15 protein-coding genes are annotated in these 18,061 nt (G+C 66.2%); 2 read left to right on the forward strand and 13 right to left on the reverse strand.

What is annotated here, in order from left to right; translation table 11 throughout:
* Positions 1-3: 3 nt before the first annotated feature.
* The 10 genes from V5F59_RS08490 to gmd form a co-directional block, all read right to left on the reverse strand.
* Positions 4-1,749, reverse strand: a complete 1,746-nt coding sequence (locus V5F59_RS08490; protein ID WP_393981998.1) for a hypothetical protein — start codon at positions 1,747-1,749, stop codon at positions 4-6.
* Positions 1,750-1,796: 47 nt separating this feature from the next.
* Positions 1,797-2,744, reverse strand: coding sequence for a nitroreductase family protein (locus V5F59_RS08495; RefSeq protein ID WP_393981997.1), 948 nt, complete (start codon positions 2,742-2,744; stop codon positions 1,797-1,799).
* A 115-nt stretch (positions 2,745-2,859) separates the two neighbouring features.
* The gene (locus V5F59_RS08500) at positions 2,860-4,140 is read right to left on the reverse strand and encodes a hypothetical protein (protein ID WP_393981996.1); all 1,281 of its coding nucleotides are present in this window, start codon (positions 4,138-4,140) and stop codon (positions 2,860-2,862) included.
* 85 nt (positions 4,141-4,225) lie between these two features.
* On the reverse strand, positions 4,226-5,335 hold the full coding sequence (locus V5F59_RS08505; protein WP_393981995.1) for a glycosyltransferase: 1,110 nt from the start codon (positions 5,333-5,335) through the stop codon (positions 4,226-4,228).
* 218 nt (positions 5,336-5,553) lie between these two features.
* Positions 5,554-6,570, reverse strand: a complete 1,017-nt coding sequence (locus V5F59_RS08510) for a glycosyltransferase family 4 protein (RefSeq protein WP_393981994.1) — start codon at positions 6,568-6,570, stop codon at positions 5,554-5,556.
* Positions 6,567-7,790 (reverse strand): polysaccharide pyruvyl transferase family protein, encoded by a 1,224-nt coding sequence (locus V5F59_RS08515; protein WP_393981993.1) that lies wholly within the window; start codon positions 7,788-7,790, stop codon positions 6,567-6,569. The genes V5F59_RS08510 and V5F59_RS08515 overlap by 4 nt, the downstream gene beginning before the upstream one ends.
* A gap of 73 nt (positions 7,791-7,863) precedes the next feature.
* Positions 7,864-8,484: a putative colanic acid biosynthesis acetyltransferase gene (locus V5F59_RS08520; protein ID WP_393981992.1), complete on the reverse strand. Its 621-nt coding sequence runs from the start codon at positions 8,482-8,484 to the stop codon at positions 7,864-7,866.
* A gap of 117 nt (positions 8,485-8,601) precedes the next feature.
* The gene (locus V5F59_RS08525; RefSeq protein WP_393981991.1) at positions 8,602-9,855 is read right to left on the reverse strand and encodes a WcaI family glycosyltransferase; all 1,254 of its coding nucleotides are present in this window, start codon (positions 9,853-9,855) and stop codon (positions 8,602-8,604) included.
* 10 nt (positions 9,856-9,865) lie between these two features.
* Positions 9,866-10,819: a GDP-L-fucose synthase gene (fcl, locus tag V5F59_RS08530; RefSeq protein WP_393981990.1), complete on the reverse strand. Its 954-nt coding sequence runs from the start codon at positions 10,817-10,819 to the stop codon at positions 9,866-9,868.
* Between the two features lies 1 nt (position 10,820).
* Positions 10,821-11,903: a GDP-mannose 4,6-dehydratase gene (gene gmd / locus V5F59_RS08535; protein WP_393981989.1), complete on the reverse strand. Its 1,083-nt coding sequence runs from the start codon at positions 11,901-11,903 to the stop codon at positions 10,821-10,823.
* 1,179 nt (positions 11,904-13,082) lie between these two features.
* Between gmd and V5F59_RS08540 the strand changes: the two genes are divergently transcribed.
* Positions 13,083-14,495, forward strand: a complete 1,413-nt coding sequence (locus tag V5F59_RS08540) for a mannose-1-phosphate guanylyltransferase/mannose-6-phosphate isomerase (RefSeq protein WP_393981988.1) — start codon at positions 13,083-13,085, stop codon at positions 14,493-14,495.
* A 59-nt stretch (positions 14,496-14,554) separates the two neighbouring features.
* Here V5F59_RS08540 and V5F59_RS08545 read toward each other — a convergent pair whose 3' ends face one another.
* The gene (locus V5F59_RS08545) at positions 14,555-15,634 is read right to left on the reverse strand and encodes an AGE family epimerase/isomerase (RefSeq protein WP_393981987.1); all 1,080 of its coding nucleotides are present in this window, start codon (positions 15,632-15,634) and stop codon (positions 14,555-14,557) included.
* Between V5F59_RS08545 and V5F59_RS08550 the strand changes: the two genes are divergently transcribed.
* Positions 15,633-15,788 (forward strand): hypothetical protein, encoded by a 156-nt coding sequence (locus tag V5F59_RS08550; RefSeq protein WP_393981986.1) that lies wholly within the window; start codon positions 15,633-15,635, stop codon positions 15,786-15,788. The genes V5F59_RS08545 and V5F59_RS08550 overlap by 2 nt on opposite strands.
* 194 nt (positions 15,789-15,982) lie before the next feature.
* On the opposite strand, the gene sseA is transcribed toward V5F59_RS08550, so the two are convergent.
* Both sseA and V5F59_RS08560 read right to left on the reverse strand, forming a co-directional pair.
* On the reverse strand, positions 15,983-16,840 hold the full coding sequence (gene sseA, locus V5F59_RS08555; protein ID WP_393981985.1) for a 3-mercaptopyruvate sulfurtransferase: 858 nt from the start codon (positions 16,838-16,840) through the stop codon (positions 15,983-15,985).
* Between the two features lie 123 nt (positions 16,841-16,963).
* Positions 16,964-17,992: a cysteine synthase A gene (locus V5F59_RS08560; RefSeq protein WP_393981984.1), complete on the reverse strand. Its 1,029-nt coding sequence runs from the start codon at positions 17,990-17,992 to the stop codon at positions 16,964-16,966.
* Positions 17,993-18,061 lie beyond the last annotated feature (69 nt).

An 18,061-nucleotide genomic window follows, 5' to 3' on the forward strand; every position in this document is an offset into this window, starting at 1 on the left:
GCCTCAGCCTCCAGTTGCTGTGACCGAAAACAAAACCATCGTTTTGGCAGCCGCTGCCACCGTTCGTGGCAGGACGAGCGTGAGCAGATCCGCCGGCATCAAGATCAATCTTTGCTCATCGCCTCTCAGGGCATTCGGAAGAACAACCTGCTGACGCCCTGACTGCTTGGATGTCAAATCCGAGGATGCATTGAGAATGGGCTCCCCATTCCGCAGGAGCTGCAACCCTCGAAGATTATCTTCGTTGACTCCCTCCGTATATAGCGAAACGGCAACGATCGAGCCGCGCTGGCGCACCAGTTGCGGGAGGAATGTGAGTTCCCCCGCCCCCTGGAACGCGAAGCAATAGCTTTCCGCGTCCCGGAAGCTGAGCTGTCCGGCTGTGGATTGGCGCGTCAGAATGAAGGAGGGGTCGACGAGGGGGGATATGGCACCGGCCACCGCGGTTCCGCGCCTGATGTCGAGAACGGCCACGCTGCGGCGCATGCCGAGGTCGCGCTTTGCCAGGGGGGAGCGCCAGGGCATGTCCGTGAAGCCATCCAGGTTCAGCCGGGCGCCGTTCGACACCCGCACGAGCGATGCCTGTGACATGGCCTCGGGCTGGGGAGCAACGAGCTTCACGGACTGGACGGACAGCCCGCTCAGGCGAACATTCGTTTGTCCGCCGGATATGCTTACGAAGGCATCCCCGGCACCAAGCTCCACTTCCTCGAAGCGAGTGCCCTCGACGATAATGTTCGAGCTGTTTTCGATAAACAGCTGGCATCCCCGTCCACGGTTGAACTCCACCGAAGTGAGCACCGCCGTGTCCGACGACTCGATCACCAGGGCCGGCTCCTTCATGGCATCGCAGCGGCCGTAGAAATGCTCGATCCGGTTGTTCGGCTGGCCCGTGCGCCCCCATGTGCGCAGGAAGATGGCCGAGCCCGAATGCAGCATGCTGGTCCGGATGAGGCGAAAGGTGGCGCCCCAGACCGGGCATTTATACTTTTGATTCCCGTCGTCGCTCTGGCCGAAGCCGCGGAAGCCGTTGACGACGATGCAGTTGCTGATTTCGAAATTGAAGTGGCCGGCCCCGCCGGGACGGTTTGATTCAAAGCGGACCGCGTAGGAGCGCCGGTGCGTGGCGTTCTGGTTGCGGAGCCAGGCGAAGCGCAGGCCGGAGATGGCCCACTGGCTGGTGTTCTCGCCGCCGAAAAGAAAGATGCTCGTGTCGTCGAGCAGCTGCATCAGGGTGGTGAAGCTGGCGCCCACGAAGCTGAAGCGGTAGACGTCCCCCGGGATTTCGATTTCCCCGGCCAGGGAATAGCGCGGCTTGGTGAACTCCACCCTGCGCGAGGTCTGCACCGCGACGGTGACGGCCTGCTGGATGGCGCGATGGTCGTCCGCGTCGCCGCCCTGCGCGCCGAACATCTCCGGCCGCAGCACCCCTTCGTCGATCTCGAAGAAAGCGCCTTTGGCGTCAGTGATATAGCCGCCGTGGACCGGAGCCGCGTCCACCCGGCGCCAGAGCGCCCCGCCGCCGTCACCGGGAAAGGCAAATCCCCTGGTCGCCACGCGGAGGGTCCCGGCGGGCACCTCGGTCTGCATCAGCGCCCTGGTGGTCGCGGTTTCGATGGCCGCGGCTTCCGCCTCGGCGGCCGCGGGAGCCGGGGAAAGGGCCAGAAGGCCAGCCGCCAGCGCCGCGCGGCGGCTCAAAGCCCCGGGCTCATCGATCCGGCCGTTTCCATCCGGGATGCTGGCGGACATTCCCACTCCTTCGGCTGACGGCGGCAGGCTCCGCCGCGACTGCGACTTCAATTCACGAAGACCATGGGCTCCAGGCGCTTGGACATGGCGACGCGGCAGTCCTCGGCCACGTAGCCGCACGCGATCATCATAATCGGGAACAGGCCGGGCCGAAGATCGAGCGCAGCGGCAAGCTCCATCACCTTGTGGTGTGAGGAGCACAGGTTGAGGCAGCACGAGCCGATATTGCGGGCGTTGAGCGCATTGACGAGGGCGTTGGAGAACAGCCCGCCGTCCACGAATGGCTCGAACATCTCATACTCGTCGAGGAAGCCCTGCACATTGGCGTGCACCACCAGCACATTGCCGATGGTGTCGTTGAAGCCCCTGTTGCCGTTCTGGAGGCCGAGGACGGTCCGCACCTTCGCGGGGTCCTGGACAATGGACACCGCCCAGGATTGCCGGTTGCACACGGAGGGGCTGTAGTTGGCGACGCGAATGGCCTCGTGCAGCAGCTCCAGCGGAACCGGATCGGTGCGGAAGTTGCGGACCGACCGCCGCTCCCTGACCATCGCGTCGTAAGCCGCGGTCTGCTCCGGCGTATAGTCCCGGCGATAGGGCACGGTGCCGCCGGCGCCGCCACCCGCATTGAAGCGGGCCACCACCTGCTCAAGCTCGGCGATGTCGCTGCCGTCCTGTCCGCTCGCGCGGTGCCAGCCGACATAGGCGTCGAGCACGCTGGCGCCGACGGTGCAGGCCGCCGCGTTGTCGCCGGCGGTCTTGCTGAGGTGCATCTCCTCAAGCAGGTGCGCGCGCTTGTCCGCTCCGAAGTGGGGCCGGATCTGGCCGAACGACAGTCCCTTCTCGATGGTGTGGGCCTGCTTCATGATCTTGGCGTGGCTGTGGGGCGCCACATAGTGGTTCGACAGGGTCGCCGAATACCTGAGATAGTAGGTCAGCCACTTCGCTGCGCGAATGATCGCAAGGACCATCCGGGTCGCGCGTAAGTCTCTCACGAACTGCTTCATGGTCTTCTTTCCCTAGAGAGATAGAGTTGCGCCTTCGGCATTCACACAGTCCCGGCCCGGCAGTCGCGGCCGCCCATCCGGGAACACGCCGCTGCCAGGCGCATCAGAACGCAAAGGAAAGGATCGCGCATGACAGCACCCCGCGCGCGATCCAGAGCCCCGGGCGCGGACGCCCGGTGCTGAGTTCAATGTATAGCGGTATAATTATACACCCGCGCAGCCACGTCAAAATGGAAGTCAACCAGATAATGGCCGTAAGGGAGAAATAAGGGTTGAGAAATATCGTCGCAGTGAGGCAGGAAAACGCAAGAACAAGTTGGGATCCGCTGAGAAAACCCGTGCGTCCCTGCGCGATCATCCGGACCGAATAGATCTGCTGTATGGCGGATCCGAGAACACCCAGCATCAGGGGTGCGACGAACTTCCCCGCCCCCTCGTAGCTCGGGAAGGCGTGGGTGAAGAGGGGCGGCAGCACGAGGACGGCCAGGATGAGGCCGGTATAGAGGATGAATTCGATGGCGATCGGCCGCGGCACGTTGCCGAACCAGCGCAGTCCGAGCTTGCCGTTGTAATTGTGCTCGTGTTCCAGCGGCTGGATTGCCGTTACGATCACCTGCCGGATCACGGCCGACGCGGAGAAGGCCAGGGCATAGCTTGCAATGTCCGCGTGATCATATTCGGTATAGTTGTAGAGTGCGAATTCGACACCCTGGTAGACGATGACCGAGCCGACCGAGATGAGCGAGAGGCTGGCATAGCGGCGAAAGCTGAACAGCAGGCGCCACTGGCTCCATTGCATCGCGCGGATGGCCGCGCCGGACAGGCCAAGGCCGATCACCGTGACGAGGACCGCATTGGCGATGTTGAGCGCCGAGATCCATGCGAACAGCCCGCTTCCGGAAAAGGCGACGAAGGCCAGGAACACGGCCACGTAGGGCAGGGCGACGCCCATGTTGTTGAGCGTGATGGAGGCCGTGTAGTTCCCGCGGAACTCCAGCACGCCGGTCACCAGCGTCCGCAGCAGCACGAGCAGGAGCGCGGCCACGAAGGCGGCCAGGTTCAGGGGGGAAACGCTCGTTCCCGACGTCTCCAGCGCCACCACGATCAATGCGACCAGGAGGCCGCTGGTCACCAGCTGGACCAGCGCCAGGGACGCGATCTGCCGGTGCGCCAGCTCGGGTGTGGCCGAGGAGAAGAGGATCGACCGCAGATAGTTCTGGTTGGCCGGGGCGAGCGCCGTGAAGATGGCAAACGGCACGAAATAATGCTGACGCACGAAGGCCGTCTGATCCGGCGTCAGAAAATGGAAGATGGCGATGGACAGCGCGGCGATCCCGAGCGACGCGCTCGTCTGCAGGATGGCCGAAACGATATTTTGCCGCATCTGGAACAACTCGTCCTGGGCTGCGCGGCCAAGTGCGCGCCGCTGGAGTATGGGAAACCGGCCCTCCGGGGCCGGTCATTCTCGTTCAGGACGGCAGCATCCCCGCTTCCTCGGTCGGAGAGGCGGGGTGTCCGTCGGGGGCGCGAAGGCCCAGCATCCGTTCGATGGCCTTGCGATAGTGGCCCGCGAGATAGGCCGTGGCCGGCGGCGGCATCTCCCGCGCCAGCGCGCCATAGCGCGCCCTGCCATCCGCCATCAGGTCGCCGATGAGGGCGCAGATGGCCTCCGCCTCGAGCAGGCAGGTGGCGCCGATGCGGCGCTCCTGCACCACCTCGCCGCAATAGGTGTCCGAATTGGCCAGCACCGGCCGGGAAAAGGCCACCCCGTTGTAGATCCGGTTGGTCAGCAGCCAGCGCTCGTTGTCGTTCGCATCGGGATCGACGAAGCCCCAGCTCAAATGCGCTCCGGCAAAGAAGCCGGGCAGGTCCTCCGGCTTGAAGCGGCCGTGGAACTGCACCGCCTCGCAACCGGTGACCGCCGCCTCGAACGCGTCGGACGGGAAGTTGCGGTCGGGGTATCCGTGGAGATGGAACTCGACCTGCCCCTTCATCCTCTCCGCCACCTGCCGCACGACGTGGAGCACGGCGGGCGCCCGGAAGATGCCCGAATAGACGATCACGCACGGCCCCTCTTCGGGGGGCGGGGGGAAGGACGCCGGGGCCGATCCGGGGAGGAGATTTTCGATCACCACCACCTTGTCCCGCGGAATGTGCCCTTCGTAATAGTGGGCGTAGAAGGCCGGCGAGGACAGGAACAGCAAATCGGCGCGCCGCAGCAGCAGATTTTCCACCGCCCGCAGGATGCGCGCCTTCCAGCCCCCCGCCAGCAGGCGGGGATTGATGTCGGTGATGTCCCAGATGAGCTTCGTGCCGGGCCGCAGCATGGCCGCGAGGGAGGCGATGAAGCAGACGTCGAGCCCCCATGCCCAGAACACGTCCGCATCGGAGCGCAGCAGCGCCATGAACAGGCGCGGGATTCGTGAGAAGATGCGCGTGACGACCGTCTCGTGCACCTTGTTCGCGTCCGTCTCGTAGACCTCGAGATCGAAGGCGCTCCCGGCGCAGTCGCGCACCCGGTTGACGCCCGAGGAATGATCGGGCGCGAACGAGATGAGCAGGACCTTGGGCCTCACCATCGGATCATGTCCTCTTGAAACGCGACGCAGGCGTGCGGTGGCGCCAGGCGCCCACGCCCCGTGGCGCCGGGGCGAAGGTGGGCGCCGGGCAGCATTCCGCGCCGGCCGGGACGATAGCGTTCCCCCGTTTCGTGGAAGCGAGGAAGCGCTCCAAGTCTTTGGCATGACGCATATTCTTCACGCGAAGCGGTATCCGCGTCGCTCGAAGATGCTCTCGGTCAGCGCAGCATGTCGGCATAGCAGGCCTCGAGCTTGCGACCACTGCCCAGCTTGGAAAACTCCCGCTCCACGTGCCGGTGGACCTCGAGATTGGGCAAAGGCAGATCGAGCGCCCGCCGGATCGCGTCGCCCAGGCCGGCCCGGTCGTGCGGGTCGATATAGAAGGCATGTTCGCCGAGATAGTCGCGCGTTCCGCCCGCGGTGCTCACCACCAGGTTGGCGCCGCAATAGCCCGCGTCCAGCGCCACCAGTCCCACGCCTTCATAAAGGCTCGGCAGGCAGAAGACGGAGCAGGCCAGCATCTCCTCCAGCATGCGCGCGTCGGAAATGCGCCCGAGGTAGGTGATGTTCGGGTGGGAGGCCTCGACCTGCTTCAGCCAGGAGGCGAATGCGGGGTCCGACAGCGAGCCGGCGAGCCGCAGCGGAAAGCCCTTTTCCATCGCGACCTCGATCAGCAGGCGCGCGTTCTTCCGCGGCTGGGCGAGATGGCTCACATGCAGCACCGCACCGTTCCGCGGCGCGGCGGTGATGGTGGCCTCGTCGAGCGCCCAATCCTTGCTCATGCTGATGGGCGCGTTGACGATCTTGCCCGGCGGCACGCCCACCGCCTCCAGCGATTGCCGTTCCAGGGTCGAGCGGCTGAGGATGCGCGTGCAGCTGCCGCCATACTTGCGCAGCAGGCGCTGGTTCTGCTGCAGGCGCAGCCGCTCGAAGGGAATGCGGGAGACCAGCGCCGCGACACGGCCGTAGGGACGGGGCGGGTCGATGATGGGCGACAGGACCGTCGGCACGCCCAGGGCCGCGAGGTCGTCCAGCAGGCTGTCGCACCAGGAGCCGTGCTGGAACAGATGCACCACGTCGAACGATTTCCAGTCGATGGGCGACATGGCGCTCACCAGGCACACCTCGTGCCCGAGCGCCTGCAGCGCCTCCATCCAGCACCGCGCCTGCACCACCACGCCGCTGAATACGTTGGTGTAATAGCAATAGGGGCTGAGGATGTAGGCGATCCTCATAGCGCCACCTTGGCCATGATGCCCCAGATGGGAGAGGTGGCGAACTGGGGGTCGAGGTCCACGGCGATGCCGTCCGGGTGACGCGTGCCGAGATCCTCGACGCGGGCGATGAGCTCCTGGACGCCGGCGAGGGTGAGCGTGTCCGCCGGAACGGTGGCGTAGGCGTCCCGCGCCGCCGAATAGGGCGTCTCGCTGGTCGCCCAGTCGAGCATGGCCTTCGCCTTGACGCTGTACTCCAGGAAGTAGACCGCCTTGCCGAGGGTCAGCGCGTTCAGGCAGCAGTGCATGCGGGCCGCGATCACCAGATCCACCTCGGACAGGGCCGCGCTGACCTTGTTGAAGCCCAGCGCGTCGTCGCGGAGCCGGATCGACCCGTGCAGCGCCGGATCGACCTTCCGGTAGATGTCATGCAGCACGAAACGGTCGTCGAGGCCCTTGTCCCCGTCCGTCGAATAGACATGGGGGATGAAGTCGAAGCTGTAGCCGGCCTTGATCAGCTCGCTCACCAGCTTCGCATAGGTGTCGACGATGCCCGGGCCGAACTTCTCCACCGCCAGGGGCGACAGGTTGAGGCCGATCCGCCGGATCTTGCCCGGGCGGACGACGGTGCTCGGCCGCAGGGAGAAGACCGGATCGGGATAGACCACGGTCGGGGCCTTCACCGCATGCGCGGCGAGATAATCCTCGGTCTTGCGGTCGCGCACGGCGAGCAGGCGGAAACGGTCGAGATGGGCGACGAGGAGAGCGCGGTCGGCGGGGGAAAGGACCTCGAACTTCTCCATGTTCGCGCCGAACATGATGCTGGGAATGCGGTGCCGCGTGGCGAACGCCTCGTAGCCCATCCAGTCGTCCGGGAGGCGACCGTCGAAGATGGTGTAGATGTCGCCGCCCACGGAAACGAACAGGTTCGACCGGGCGAACGCCCTGGAGCTGAAGCGCGGCGACCAGAACCGGTCGAAGCGCTTGGTCTGGCGCAGGATGGCCCGCAGGTATCGCTTCCACGAGAGCATGGGGATCACCTCCACGTGGGGGAGGTCGGCCATGATCTCGCTGTCCCGCTCCGGCGCGTAGCTCGAAACGACGAAGCGCAGGTCGTACTGGGGCAGCGCCCGCTCGAGAAACCGGATGGTGCCGCGGATGATGATCTCGCAGCCCACGTTGGAGAGCTGCAGGTAGGAGAAGAGGACGGTCTTGATCGGCTTGCCGCTTGCGGTGGTCATCGGGGCTTTCCTGGATGGATCGTGCCGCGGAGCGTTCCGCTGGTGCCGATCACGCAGTCTCGGGCGGAAGAGGTCATGGGCGGGCCGCGCCGGCCAGCCCCCGCGTCGGCCGTTCGCGCATCTTGCGGACGGTGGCGGGAGTCCCGGCGGCGACGGTTCCGGGTGGAATGTCGGTCCGCACCGTGCTGCGCGCGGCGACGATCGCGCCCCGTCCCACGGTCACGCCTGGGGCGAGGAAGCAGTCAGTGGCGATCCACGCCTCATCCTCGACCACCACGGGGGGATTGGTGAGCGGGAAGGTCATGTCGGACGGGTCGTGCGATCCCGCGCACAGATAGGATTTCTGCGAGACGACCGCATTGTTGCCGATCGTGATGGGCCCGAGGCTGTAGAGCTCGGTGTGGTCGCCGATCCAGCAATGGTTGCCGAGCTTCACCTTCCAGGGATAGGTGACACGGGCCGTGGGCCGGATCACCACGCCCGTCCCCACCTCGGCGCCGAACAGGCGGAGCAGGAACCGCCGCCAGCCATAGGCGGGCTGGGGCGACCACGCGAAGAGCGTGTCCTGCACGATTTGCCACGCCAGCACGACGAGCCCCGAACGGCCGCGGAAGCCCGGCTCCACCCGGAAGCGGGAGAGGTCTTGAAAAATGGGCTCGTGATCGGCCGGGGTGTCCTTGGCAAGCTCGTTCACGTCCGTAATTCTCCAGGGCGTCCTGTCCACGGGTCCTTGCCGGATGATCCGGCGGGCTTCCTTTTCGTCCTCGCTCGCACGCCGTCGGCTTCGGCCGGCGACGACCGGTCGGAGCCGTCAGCGCTGTGGCACCACGTCGCCGCCCGCCGCTCCGGTGACCGGGCTCAGGAAGGCGGCTTCGAGCTCGTTCATCGCGTCGGGGCGGGACAGCTTCCGGGCCAGCGCGGCGGTGCGCGCCTGAGCCTCCGGGCCAAAGCCGGCCGCGAGGCATTCCAGGATCCCGTCCGCGAGCGCCTGCGGCTGCTCGGGAGCGACGATGGTCGCGGCGCCGTCGAGAAACACCGCAAGCTCGGTTCCTGCTTCCGCGCCGACGATGATCGGACGGCCGCTGGCCAGCATTCCGCCGAGCTTGGACGGCAGGACCAGATCGCCCGCGCTCGCAAGCTGCGGCAGCACGTGGAGGTCGCACGTGCCGAGGAAGGCCGGCAGCCGCTCATAGGGCTGGAACGGCAGGAAGCGGACGTTGGGCAGCCCTTCCGCCCGCGTGACCAGCTCGGCCTTCGACGGCCCCTCGCCGGCGATGGCGAAGAAGATGCGCCCGTCATCCTTCAGGATGCGCGCCGCCTCCACCACCACGTCGAGCCCCTGCTTGGGACCGATGTTGCCCGAATAGAGCACGACATAGGCGTCCTGCGGCAGGCCCAGCTCGGTCCGGTAGTCGGTCTGGCGCGGCAGCGGACGGATATGGTCGAGATCCACCCAGTTGCGGATCACCACCATCTTGTCCTGCGAAAGCCCCTTCTCCCGAAGGCGCTCCGCCATCCGGTTGGAAATGGTGACGATCCGGTCGAAGCCCGCAAGGCACGCCCGCTCGAACGCGAATGCCAGCCGCTTCAGCAGCCCCGCCGATCCGAGGTGGCCGACCGCGAAGGCCGCGTCCACCTCCAGATCCTGCACGTGAAGCACCGACCTCGCCCCGGCCGCCTTCGCGGCCAGCAGCGCGACGGGCGCGCAGAACAGGGTCGGCTCCACCACCAGCACCACCTCCGGGCGCCAGGCGAGCGCCCGCCACAGGGTCTTCGGCGCCGAGGTGAGGGCGAACGAAACCGGGGCGATGAGCCGCCAGATGCCGCCCATCTTCTGGCGCAGGAGAACAGGGCAGCGGTGGATCGTGGCGCCCTTGAATTGCTCGGTGCTGTAGCGGTTCCGGTACGGGGCCTTCACCTGCCAGCCCGGATAGTGGGGCGGGGCGGTGACAACCTCCACCTCATGCCCCTTCTCGCGCATGGCCGCCCCAAGGTCCCCCGTATACTGGCCGCAGCCGGTGAGTTCCGGCGTATAGTTCATGGCGACGATGAGGATCTTGGCCATCTTGGAGCCCTCACTGCCTCTCGGCCGCGAGGGCGTTGTCCAGGAACCACGCGAAGGTCGAGCGGATCCCGTCCTCGAGCGAGATGGACGGCGACCAGCCCAGCCCGCGGATCTTGTCCGCGCTCATCAGCTTGCGCGGCGTGCCGTCCGGCTTGGTGAGGTCGTGGACGATCCGGCCCTTGAAGCCCACCACGTCACACACCAGCTGCGTGAGCTCCAGGATGGTCACGTCGTCGCCCGAGCCCACGTTGACGTGGATGTCGTCCGAATAGACCTTCATGAGATGCACGCAGGCGTCTGCGCAGTCCTCCACATGGAGGAACTCCCGCCGCGGCGTGCCGGTGCCCCACATGACGATCTCGCTGTCGCCGCGCCGCTGGGCCTCATGCGCCTTGCGGAGGAGGGCCGGCATCACGTGGCTCGACGTGAGGTCGAAATTGTCACCCGGCCCGTAAAGGTTGGTGGGCATGGCGGAGATGAAGTCGCAGCCGTGCTGCCGGCGATAGGCCTGCGCCAGCTTGATGCCTGCGATCTTGGCGATGGCGTACCATTCGTTGGTCGGCTCGAGCGGACCGGTCAGCAGCGATTCCTCGACGATCGGCTGCTCGGCGAACTTCGGATAGATGCAGGAGGAGCCGAGGAACAGCAGCTTCTCCACGCCCGCCCGGTAGGACGCCTCGATGATGTTGGCCTCGATCATCAGGTTGTCGTACAGGAAGTCCGCCGGATAGGTGTCGTTGGCGAGGATGCCGCCCACCTTGGCCGCCGCCAGGAACACCGCCTGGGGCCTGGTCTTCTCCACCCAGGCGGAGACCTGGGCCTGGTTCTTCAGGTCCACCTCGCCGCGGGAGACGGTGACCACCTCGCAGCCCTCGCGCGCCAGCCGGCGCACGATGGCGGAGCCGACCATCCCGCGATGGCCGGCCACCCACACCTTCTTGCCCGCGAGAGAATAGGCGGCCATCTCAGGCCTCCTTCATGATGATCGACGTTTCCATGATGCGCAGGTCCTCGCGCACCATCTCGCGGGCGAGCTCGCGCACTGGCGTCTCGTGCGTCCAGCCGAGCTTGGCATGCGCCTTGGCGGGGTTGCCGATGAGCAGGTCCACCTCGGTGGGGCGGAAATAGCGCGGGTCCACCTCCACCAGCACCTTGCCGGTGGCCTTGCAGATGCCCTTCTCGTCGATGCCCTCGCCCTTCCATTCGAGCTGGATGCCCACGTCCTCGAACGCCCATTCCACGAAGGTCCGCACCGGGGTGGTCTCGCCGGTGGCGAGCACATAGTCGTCGGCCTCGTCCTGCTGCAGCATCAGCCACATGCCGCGCACATATTCGCGGGCGTGGCCCCAGTCGCGCTTGGCGTCGAGGTTGCCGAGGTAGAGCTTCTGCTGGCGGCCGAGCTTGATGGCGGCCGCCGCGCGCGTGATCTTGCGGGTGACGAAGGTCTCGCCGCGCAGCGGGCTCTCGTGATTGAAGAGAATGCCGTTGGAGGCGTGCAGGCCGTAGGCTTCGCGATAGTTCACCACGATCCAGTAGGCATAGAGCTTGGCCGCGGCATAAGGCGAGCGCGGGTAGAAGGGGGTCTTCTCCGACTGCGGCACTTCCTGCACCAGCCCGTAGAGCTCGGACGTGGAGGCCTGGTAGAAACGCGTCTTCTTCTCCAGCCCGAGGATGCGGATCGCCTCCAGCAGGCGCAGCGCGCCCACCGCGTCGGCATTGGCCGTGTATTCCGGGGTCTCGAACGACACCTGCACATGGCTCTGGGCGGCGAGGTTGTAGATCTCGTCGGGCTGGCACTGCTGGACGACGCGGATGAGGTTCGTCGAATCCGTCATGTCGCCGTAGTGCAGGATGAAGCGCGGATCAGGATCGTGCGGGTCCTGGTAGATGTGCTCGATGCGCCCCGTGTTGAACGAAGAGGAGCGCCGCTTGATGCCGTGGACGGTATAGCCCTTCCCGAGCAGCAGGTCCGCGAGATAAGCGCCATCCTGGCCGGTAACGCCGGTGAGCAGAGCGACCTTGCCGTTGGACGGGACCTTGGAGTTCATGTCTTCCTCGCCGATGGTCTAATAACAGAAGAAAATCGAGCACCCTCGGCTTCATGAAACCGGGGTGCGGCCTCTACCTCAGGTGGGCGATATCTTGCCGACGAACCCGGTGCCGCGTCTGCGGAGGCGCTGGACCGGTCCGGGCGCTGCTCCGGGGGCGACAGTGCGGCCGGGCAGGGCAGGCCGCTGCTCGGCGCATCTTCCAGTGGTGATGGGAAAGAACCGGCGGGCCTCTCCCGCCGCAAGAGAAGAGGCGGCACGCGGCGTTGCCGCGCGCTCCGTTGCTCGGGATGCGGGCGGCAGGCGCGTCGTGCCGCCGGCAGAGGCTTCGCGCGCGGCGCGGGAGCCTTCATCGAAAGAGCGGACGCTGCGACGCGCGGTGAAAGGGGCAGATGTCTCAGGGGCGGACGTATGGATGGAGACGACCTGCGGAGGCATGACCCCAAAGCTCCCGCTTCGGGGGCGCGGCTGGACCGCAACCCGGATCTGGTCTGTTCCAATCTCCGACAAAAGCTGCCCCTTCGCTCAAGCCTCGGCGGTCAGGCCTCCGCACTGCTCTCGCAGCAGAGGGCTCGGCGCCATCCGGTCGGATCCCTCAGTCGCGGATGCCGCCAGCCTCAGTGGTGAAAACCAACTGGATATGAGTTTAAGAGTGTTGAATGCGTGTAAAAGGCGAACATTTTGCCGGATTTAAAACTTGGATACTTGCAACTTTAACTGCGCAATCTGGCGGCCTTGCAATCGATGGAATATCCCTGAGGGCGGTCGAGTCGCGCAAGTAAAGCCCAATAAGCGGTCCCTGAAGAAAAGATAAAGGCCCGTCAAAATCCAGTGGATTTCGTTGAGGTACATAAGTAGGTCCCGCAATGTCGGGGCAACTCTACCTTGGCCCGCAACGAACCTCCTTACGAACCGCAACATGGCCACGCTCCGGCCTCCGTGGCGACCGCATTTGGTCATTTATCCGTCTTTGGTCATAGGCCAAGACGTGTTCTGCTGCAATGCAAAAATTTATATCATTCGGTTGTGGCGGGCCAAAAATTCAGGGCCGGTGCCTGTCCGCCGAGGGGGCTAAAGGTCGCAGGGTGCCCGACGCTGGACGGCCTAGGTGCAGTGTGTCAATTGTAGCTTTGCCCGCGATGTCCCGGGCCTGCAAAGTGTTCTCTTGCGAGGATTGAGATGAAAATCGTCCCCGTCGTTCTCGCTGGTGGCACGGGAACCCGCCTGTGGCCGCTCTCGCGCAATGCGCTGCCCAAGCAATTTATCGCTTTGACTTCAGAGTTTACGCTGTTTCAGGACACGCTCCTCAGAACTCCTCCGGGCGCAGACTTTCATGAGCCTGTGATTGTCACCAACGATGACTATCGCTTCTATGCTCAGCGTCAGGCGGCGCGGCTGGGCCTGAAGCCCACCATCATTCTCGAGCCTGCGCGCAGGGACAGCGCGCCGGCGCTGGTCGCCGCCGCGGCCTACGTCGCGCGCCGCTACGGGCCGGACACGCCCGTGCTCGCCTTGGCCTCGGACCATGTGGTTCTCGAGCCCGAGAAGTTCCGCGAGGCGGTGGCCGTCGCTGCGGATGCTGCCGCGCTTGGGTACATCGTCACCTTCGGTATTGCGCCCGATTCGCCCCGCACCAGCTACGGCTACATCAAGCTGGGCGAGCCGCTGGGCGTCGCGGGGGCGTATGCCGTCGATTCCTTCGTCGAGAAGCCCAATGCGGAGGCGGCGCAGCGCTACCTTGACCTGGGCTACCTGTGGAACTCGGGCAATTTCCTGTTTCCGGCGGGGCTGCTCATGTCGGAAGCGGCGGCCTTCGAGCCGGAGATCGCGGCCAACGCCGCGGCTGCGGTGGAACTCGCCAGCGAGGACATCGGGTTCATCCGTCTCGACGCGGCGGCGTTCCAGGCGGCGCCTGCTAAATCCATCGACTTTGCCGTTCTGGAGCACACCGAGAAGGCGGCGGTGGTCCGGGGGGAATTCACCTGGTCCGACGTGGGCTCGTGGGACGCGGTGCAGGAGATCGGCGCGACCGACGGGAACGGCAATGTGGTGAAGGGGGCCGTGGTCCTCCAGGACTGCAAGGACGCTCATGTGCGCTCAGATGGCCCGCTCGTCGCCTGCATCGGCCTTGAGGGCGTGTCCGTGGTTGCGACGGATGACGCCGTGCTCGTGATGCCTTCGGATCGCAGCCAGGACGTGAAGGGCCTCGTCTCCGCGCTCAAGAAGTCCAATCGTCCCGAGGCCGACGAGCACCTCACGGTGCATCGCCCGTGGGGCACCTACGAGACGGTCTGTCGCGGCGACCGGTTCCAGGTGAAGAAGATCGTGGTCGAGCCCGCGGGCGTCCTGTCCCTGCAGAGGCACCATCATCGCGCCGAGCACTGGATCGTAGTGCGCGGAACGGCCGAGGTGACCCTGCCGGAACGCCAGTTCACGGTCCACGAGAACGAGTCGATCTACATTCCCATGGGCCAGGTCCATCGCCTCGCCAACCCCGGACGCATTCCGCTGGAGCTGATTGAAGTACAGACCGGCTCCTACCTCGGCGAGGACGACATCGTGCGCCTGGAAGACGCCTATCATCGCGTGTGACGGACGAAGGGCGTGGGGCCCCGATACGGGTCCCCCGCGCCCTTGCTGCGAGTGGCGCCTCAGGCCTGTCGCAAGACGACGCTGAAGGCGGAAACGATGTGGTAGAAGGAGGAGGCCGGCGCGGCTTCCTCCACGAAGCTGCCGTCGGGGAGCAGCCGGTCGCGCCAGGTGCCGGGCACCTTCATTTCAAGATAACGCGCGACGGCCTCGGCACTTTCCGCAAGATCCGTGGCCCAGCGCCCACCATCGGGCCCGCCGAGCACCAGCGCCGAGCGCAGGCGCTCCGTCTGCGCCCACAGGCGCGCAGTCGGGTCGGTTACCGCGCCGTCCGCGTCCAGCGCGAACACCGCGACCTTGCTGGCATGGTCGATGCCGTGGGCGGAGCCGAACGCCATGAGACGCTCTGATGCATCGCCGATGTCCCGGCCGAGGACGCGGGCGGAGAGATCCAGCAGGTAGGCCCACTCGAACTGGTGCCCCGGCTCGCGGACGAGGCCTTCGAGACCGGGCGCAAAGCGCCAGTCGCCATCGTAATATTCGCCGATGGCGCCGGTCCTCGGGTCGATCAGGCAGGTCAGGGCGAGGGTGACGATGGCGTTGGCCACCTCGGCGAACGGCGTCGGGCCGCCGAAGCCCACCCACGCGAGCGTCGCTTCCAGCATGTGCATGTGCGGGTTGGACCGCAGGGGCAGGACGCGTGGCTGCGCCTCCTCGAAGCCGCCGGCGGGATGGCCGCGTGTTTCCCTGAGCCGCGCAAGCAGGGTCACCGCCGCGTCCCGCAGGGCGGCGGGGCGGCCCTGGACGTCGTAGGCCTGCGCCAGGGCAAAGAGCACGAACGCCTGATCGTAGAGGTCCACGGACTCGTCCAGCGCCGTCCCGTCGGGAGCCACCAGCGTGCGGAACAAGCCATCGGGCCTCAGATAGGCGCGGAGCAGGAAATCGACACCGTGGCGGACAGCGTCCTGCCACGGCCCATCCCAGCCGAGCCGGCCGGCTTCCGCGTAAACATAGATCTGCCGGGCCTGGACCCTCAGGCGGCGGGGCGCTGGAACCGGAGCACCATTGAGGTCCAGTTTCTCGTGGAATCCACCTTTCGGATCCGCGCCCGCGGTCCACCAAAGCGGGAAGGCGTGATCCATGAGCCAGGATCGCGCCCATTTCGGCGACAAGCCTTCAACAAGCATCTTCGCTTTGCCCCCCACCCGTTGGTGGAAGCATGGCAGAAAATCGCGTGGCTTGCTCTCAATTTTTGTGCGCTGCGACAATGGTATTTTGTGCATTGCATTGTCGTGACAGGCGATTTTCCGCAGCTCGTCCTGCGCCCGCAGGCTTCGCCACGCTCGGTTGCCGGAAGCCTCCGACAAACCGGACGATGGCGCCGGGCGCAGATGAGCACATTTCATCGCACCGCGCGCGAGGCCGCGGGGACAGTCCCAGAAGCTCCGGGGCCCCGCGTCCAGGCATGCGACCGGCCGTCGGGAGCGCGGTCAGCCGACGGCGATGTCCTTGCCGCTCGCGCCCCACTCGGTCCACGAGCCGTCATAGAGCGCCTGGGGCGTCTTGCCGATCAGCTCCAGCCCCACCCAAAGGATCGCCGCCGAGACGCCCGAGCCGCATGAGGTGATGACCGGGCGGGAGAGGTCCAGCCCCGTGTCCGCCACCACCTTGCGGATCTCGTCCGGGGAGACGAGGCGGCCATCCTTCACCAGCCGGCCGTGGGGCAGGTTGAAGGCGCCGGGCATGTGGCCGGAGGGCAGGCCCTCCCGCGGCTCGGCCATCTCGCCCTTGAAGCGGCCTTCCTGGCGGGCATCCAGCACCTGTGCGCTGCCGCTCTTGAGCGCGCGGTCCACCTGCTCGATGTCCGCCACCCGCGAATGGTCGAGGCGCGGGCTGAAGACGGCGGGCCGGCGGGTCACCGGCCCGTCCTCCACCGGGCGGTCCTCGGCCAGCCACTTGGGCAGGCCACCGTCCAGCAGCTTCACGTCCTTCGCGCCGAAGGCCCGGAAGGTCCACCACACGCGGGGCGCCGAGAACAGGCCGGTGGAATCGTAGACCACCACGCGCAGCCCATCGCCGATGCCGAGCGCCCCCACCGCCACCGCGAAGCTGTGCGCATCGGGCAGCATGTGGGGCAAATCGGTGGAATGGTCGGCGATGGTGTCGATGTCGAAATGCACGGCGCCGGGGATGTGCCGCTCCAGATATTCCTTCGCGCCGCTGCGCCCGGTGGCGGGCATGTGCCAGGAGGCGTCCACCACCACGAGGTCCGGCGCGCCGAGATTGGCCGCAAGCCATTCGGTGGAGACAAAGGGGCTGTCGGGCGTATCGACGGGGAATGCGCTCATGGGGCCTCTCTCGGAGTGTTGCTCTTGGCCGGCCGAATTCAGGTCCCATCGGGCCGGGGCGCGCACGTCTCTGCCGGATGGGCGCGGCCGTCAAGCCTCCCCCGTCAATCCTGCTCCCAAGGCTCAGACGAAGACGTTGGGCACCTCGACCGTGCGCTCCAGCCACTCCGGCACCGGCAGGCTCTTGGAGCGCAGGAACTCGGGGTTGAAGAGCTTGGACTGATAGCGGGTGCCGTAGTCGGCAAGGATGGTCACGATGGTGTGGCCCGGTCCCATCTCTTTCGCGAGGCGGACGGCGCCCGCCACGTTCACGCCGGAGGAGCCGCCGAGGCACAGGCCTTCATGCTGGAGCAGGTCGAACACCACCGGCACCGATTCCTCGTCCGGGATCAGGAAGGCGGTGTCGATGGGCGCGCCCTCGAGATTCGCGGTGATGCGCCCCTGGCCGATGCCCTCGGTGATGGAGGAGCCCTCCGCCTTCAGCTCGCCGGTGGTGTAATAGGAATAGAGCGCCGCGCCGGGCGGATCGGCGAGGCCGATCTGGATCGCCTTGTTGCGCTCCTTCAGGGCGATGGCGATGCCCGCGAGCGTGCCGCCCGTGCCCACGGCGCAGATGAAGCCGTCCACCTTGCCATCGGTCTGCTCGAAGATCTCGGGGCCGGTGGTCTCGATATGGGCCTGGCGATTGGCGACGTTGTCGAACTGGTTGGCCCAGATGGCGCCGTTCGGCTCGGTCTTGGCCATGGCCTCGGCGAGGCGGCCGGAGAGCTTCACGTAATTGTTGGGGTTGGAATAGGGCACGGCCGGAACCTCCACCAGCGTGGCGCCGGCGAGCTTCAGCATGTCCTTCTTCTCCTGGGACTGGGTCTCCGGAATGACGATCACCGTCCGGAAGCCGAGCGGCGCCGCGACGAGGGCGAGGCCGATGCCGGTGTTGCCAGCCGTTCCCTCGACGATGACGCCGCCGGGCTTCAGCGCGCCACGGGCCACCGCGTCCTTGATGATGCCGAGCGCCGCGCGGTCCTTCACCGACTGGCCGGGATTGAGAAACTCGGCCTTGCCGAGAATCTCGCAGCCGGTCTCCTCGGAGGCGCGCTTCAGACGAATGAGAGGGGTATTGCCGATGGAGTCCACAAGGCCGTTACGGATCATGGGGGGATCAAGCCTTCAATGAATGTGAAGGCACCCTACTCAACAGCCTTCGTTGCATCAATATGAGAA

Origin of the sequence: Xanthobacter nonsaccharivorans, assembly GCF_043194755.2 — a bacterium.
In the GTDB taxonomy this organism is placed as follows: Bacteria; Pseudomonadota; Alphaproteobacteria; order Rhizobiales; family Xanthobacteraceae; genus Xanthobacter; species Xanthobacter autotrophicus_G.

Bases quoted from the DNA above. Each gene is read 5' to 3' on its own strand.
- V5F59_RS08490 (WP_393981998.1), bottom strand. From the start codon at position 1,749: ATGTCCGCCAGCATCCCGGATGGAAACGGCCGGATCGATGAGCCCGGG.
- V5F59_RS08550 (WP_393981986.1), top strand. From the start codon at position 15,633: ATGAGCCAGGATCGCGCCCATTTCGGCGACAAGCCTTCAACAAGCATC.
- V5F59_RS08505 (WP_393981995.1), bottom strand. From the start codon at position 5,335: ATGGTGAGGCCCAAGGTCCTGCTCATCTCGTTCGCGCCCGATCATTCC.
- V5F59_RS08500 (WP_393981996.1), bottom strand. From the start codon at position 4,140: ATGCGGCAAAATATCGTTTCGGCCATCCTGCAGACGAGCGCGTCGCTC.
- V5F59_RS08515 (WP_393981993.1), bottom strand. From the start codon at position 7,790: ATGACCACCGCAAGCGGCAAGCCGATCAAGACCGTCCTCTTCTCCTAC.
- V5F59_RS08545 (WP_393981987.1), bottom strand. From the start codon at position 15,634: ATGGATCACGCCTTCCCGCTTTGGTGGACCGCGGGCGCGGATCCGAAA.
- V5F59_RS08540 (WP_393981988.1), top strand. From the start codon at position 13,083: ATGAAAATCGTCCCCGTCGTTCTCGCTGGTGGCACGGGAACCCGCCTG.
- fcl (WP_393981990.1), bottom strand. From the start codon at position 10,819: ATGGCCGCCTATTCTCTCGCGGGCAAGAAGGTGTGGGTGGCCGGCCAT.
- sseA (WP_393981985.1), bottom strand. From the start codon at position 16,840: ATGAGCGCATTCCCCGTCGATACGCCCGACAGCCCCTTTGTCTCCACC.
- V5F59_RS08560 (WP_393981984.1), bottom strand. From the start codon at position 17,992: ATGATCCGTAACGGCCTTGTGGACTCCATCGGCAATACCCCTCTCATT.
- V5F59_RS08525 (WP_393981991.1), bottom strand. From the start codon at position 9,855: ATGGCCAAGATCCTCATCGTCGCCATGAACTATACGCCGGAACTCACC.
- gmd (WP_393981989.1), bottom strand. From the start codon at position 11,903: ATGAACTCCAAGGTCCCGTCCAACGGCAAGGTCGCTCTGCTCACCGGC.
- V5F59_RS08510 (WP_393981994.1), bottom strand. From the start codon at position 6,570: ATGAGGATCGCCTACATCCTCAGCCCCTATTGCTATTACACCAACGTA.